The 3,086-nt window shown below is 58.8% G+C and carries 5 protein-coding genes; 2 read left to right on the plus strand and 3 right to left on the minus strand.

Going from position 1 to position 3,086, the window contains the following annotated elements; all coding sequences use genetic code 11:
- Nucleotides 1-200 precede the first annotated feature (200 nt).
- The 3 genes from erm to NYP18_RS15635 form a co-directional block, all read right to left on the minus strand.
- Nucleotides 201-992, minus strand: a complete 792-nt coding sequence (gene erm / locus NYP18_RS15180) for a 23S ribosomal RNA methyltransferase Erm (RefSeq protein ID WP_039586621.1) — start codon at nucleotides 990-992, stop codon at nucleotides 201-203.
- 281 nt (nucleotides 993-1,273) lie between these two features.
- Entirely contained in the window at nucleotides 1,274-1,810 is a 537-nt protein-coding gene (locus tag NYP18_RS15185; protein WP_052227360.1) for an aminoglycoside 6-adenylyltransferase, read from the minus strand.
- On the minus strand, nucleotides 1,782-2,075 hold the full coding sequence (locus NYP18_RS15635) for an aminoglycoside 6-adenylyltransferase (RefSeq protein WP_054952214.1): 294 nt from the start codon (nucleotides 2,073-2,075) through the stop codon (nucleotides 1,782-1,784). The genes NYP18_RS15185 and NYP18_RS15635 overlap by 29 nt, the downstream gene beginning before the upstream one ends.
- A gap of 63 nt (nucleotides 2,076-2,138) precedes the next feature.
- Between NYP18_RS15635 and NYP18_RS15190 the strand changes: the two genes are divergently transcribed.
- Both NYP18_RS15190 and NYP18_RS15195 read left to right on the plus strand, forming a co-directional pair.
- The gene (locus NYP18_RS15190; RefSeq protein ID WP_259429035.1) at nucleotides 2,139-2,561 is read left to right on the plus strand and encodes a DUF2268 domain-containing putative Zn-dependent protease; all 423 of its coding nucleotides are present in this window, start codon (nucleotides 2,139-2,141) and stop codon (nucleotides 2,559-2,561) included.
- A gap of 24 nt (nucleotides 2,562-2,585) precedes the next feature.
- Nucleotides 2,586-3,038: a DUF2268 domain-containing putative Zn-dependent protease gene (locus tag NYP18_RS15195; protein ID WP_259429036.1), complete on the plus strand. Its 453-nt coding sequence runs from the start codon at nucleotides 2,586-2,588 to the stop codon at nucleotides 3,036-3,038.
- Nucleotides 3,039-3,086 lie beyond the last annotated feature (48 nt).

Raw genomic sequence — 3,086 nt, forward strand, 5'->3', positions numbered from 1 at the left:
CTGTGAATATGAGCGCTATATGGCGTGGATTCTTGATCACTCTATGGCGTGCTGGTCTGATGGACCGGGAAGACATTGCTCTTCGTATGGCCAACGGTGCTGTCTTTAGAGTTTCCCTGGAACAGGATCTGGGAGGGATGGCACTTCTTCTGCTGCCGACATCAGACGCAGCGACCGATCACATCGCGATCAGCTCGCCTTTAGCGCCCCACGGCCTTAAACAGTGTGGCCCACTGCCCCGCGTCCAACTGTTTCGGCAGTGCGTTTGCCGGAACACCGGCCTCACGCAGGACCTCAGCACACCGTCGTTCACGCCGACGCCCCACGACCCGGGACACGATGTCGGCGATGCCTCGGCCCTTGCCGGTGAACACGGCATGGACGAACGACGCGTACCGCGCACGCTCCGACCAGTTGACGAGAGGCTCTTCCCGGCGACGCATCACCAGGACACCGGCGTCGACGGTGGGGCGGGGACGGAAATGTGTGGATGGTATTCGCCCGTGCTGTTCGAAGTCGAACCAGGGCCACCACTGGGCTGTCATCATCGTGGCACCACCGACGCCGGCGCGGCGACGCGCGACCTCCCACTGCACCAGGAAGACCGCGTGAGTCCACCCCGGTGAGTGAAGGACGTGCCGCAGGATCGCGGTGGTCAGGTGAAACGGCAGGTTCCCCACCAGGACGTGCGGGCCGTCCGGCAGCACAAAATCAAGGACGTCCTGCTCGTACAGGTGAACCTCCGGGCGCAGCCGCTCCTCCAGCCACCGGACGGAGGCCGGGTCGATCTCGATGGCGGTCAACGATCCACCGGTAGCCAGGACACGGTCCTGGAGGGGAAAGGTCAGCGCCCCGTGTCCCGGGCCGATCTCTATGACCGGGACGGACGCACTGACAGGGACAAGGTCAACGACCTTCTTAATCATTGACTTGTTGACAAGGTAGTTCTGGCCGTTCTCGTGACGGCCCTTGTTCGGCCTGTAGGTAGGCATAGAAAAGACACTCCGCAGCAGATATCGTGCTCCGGGCATGCCGAAACGGCCGCCCGGCTGGACAAGCTGAGCGGTGGGTGTCTCTACCTCCGTGGAACGTCCTCCGTTAGCGCACACACCCACCGGCGGCTCCGGAGCTCCGGAGCCGACCGAAGGTGGTGAAAATTGCATTCATTACGCCCATGGCGCGAATCATATCACAGCACGCGGATGCCTGACCTGCTTGTCCTGGTCATCCGAACTTTCATCTCGACTATGTGAGGGGCCCATACAGTGGTTGGTCATGCCCATGATGAAGCACTGAAGATGCGGAGGACCTCGGTCTCGATCCGTTCGAAAGGAAACGGCGCGAGTCCACCTTCACCCGCCACCTGATGGGAAAGACGGCTGAAGAATTCGATCCCTGCAGAGAGGGCATCTCGGTTATCAGCTCCATACGTCACAGTGCAGGTGTCAAGGACATGTTGAACACCGATGTCCATCCACGATCTCATCTGTGTCCCCAGGTATCTCACGTCACGGGAAGATCCGTATCGCAGGATATGATCCCACTCGATCATGCGAAGCAGTTCAACTTTGAAATCAGCGTCACGCATCATCACCGACCAGGGCTCATCACGCATGATTGCTTTGGCGGTCATCAACACTGCAGCACCCGCCCAATTGGCGGATTCGTCGAACACTGCCTGAGTGGGGCCTACCACCGTAGGAGCGCAGAGCGTGAAATCACCAGCTACCTCATCCTTATCCAGCAAGACGGTGAACGGGCGGTCGTACACCCCGCGCTCCTCATCGATACGAATCAGCGTGAAGTCCAACTTGCCACCGACATAGTAGATTCAGTCGGGTTGGTTGATCTTCGCCGTTTTCTAGTCGCTCGACCGCAAGGACATCGCCCAGGCTCGACCACCACTCATCCGAGTTTTCCAGTGGCCCTCTTTGCTGGACGTGCAGTTCAAGATCACGATCGGACAGTGGATGCTCGGCGTTGGATGCGGCGGAACCGGTCAGGATGACTGCTCGGACGTTGGACTCTCGCTCGGCCCAGGACACGACGTCGGCGAGGACCCCTTGATAGTTCATTATTCTGTTTTACCCGATCATCCCTTGACCTTGACGCTGCGTCAGGGTCTAGAATGAGCCAGCATGAACATCGACATCATCGATACTGCTGCAGCTATGACCCGAGTGTTCGACGTGGCCCCAGAGCATCGTCGTGACCTCATTAGGAAGATGTGGTCGCCCATGAACGGCATGTATCACTTCGTTCCCGGCGAGATGGACCTGGCCGTCATCCACAAGCAGAACTTCGGCTTCCCGGAAAATGGCCCCGAAGAAGAGCTTCGTGAATCCCTGGACACCCTGATCCGGGCTAACGCATGGGAACGCATGCACCACGCTCTGGAACGTGGAATCGAAACGCTGAAGACAGCGAACCCAGACCTACACATCCCAGACCTGAAGGTACTGCTGCTGCTTGGCGATCCCACCAACAGGCACTTCATGGAGGAAGTCAAAGGGCTCAGCGCGTTCGGCGGCATCAGTGGCTATATCGTCATATCGGTCTGACCCACCATTGACGTCCTCAATCGTCTGGAGGCCATCGTTGTCCATGAACTGCACCACAATGTTCGGTACTCGCCCGGCGGAGTCGTGTGGGATCCGGTCACAGTGACAGTGGGCGAACATGTCGTTGCAGAGGGCCTAGCTGATGTTTTTGCTACCGAGCTCTACGGCAGCCACGGTTACACCCACTTCGTCGATGACCAGACCCGCAATGACGACAGTGTTCTGGCCAAGGTCGCCAGTGGCCTACAGGTCACCGGAATGCAGGACTTTGCTGCATGGGTACTCGGCGACAAGACCGCCCAACTATTCGGGGCGGAACCGGTCGGCCTGCCCACTGGTGCTGGATACGCCGCCGGGGTCAGATTGGTGAGTGAGTACCTACATCTCCATGGGGGCACGGCGGCAAGCAACGTCCATACGCCCGTGGAAACAGTTCTGTCTGATGTTCTCCCTCGGCTCGGGCTAGGTGATGAGTAGTAATGCAAAACTGTACTGCCCGTTCTTTCTTGTCTTGAAATACTAAAG

This window comes from Corynebacterium lemuris (genome assembly GCF_024919295.1).
Taxonomy (GTDB): domain Bacteria; phylum Actinomycetota; class Actinomycetes; order Mycobacteriales; family Mycobacteriaceae; genus Corynebacterium; species Corynebacterium lemuris.

Coding starts and splice junctions, on each gene's coding strand:
- erm (WP_039586621.1), bottom strand. CDS start 992: ATGCCTACCTACAGGCCGAACAAGGGCCGTCACGAGAACGGCCAGAAC.
- NYP18_RS15635 (WP_054952214.1), bottom strand. CDS start 2,075: ATGAACTATCAAGGGGTCCTCGCCGACGTCGTGTCCTGGGCCGAGCGA.
- NYP18_RS15190 (WP_259429035.1), top strand. CDS start 2,139: ATGAACATCGACATCATCGATACTGCTGCAGCTATGACCCGAGTGTTC.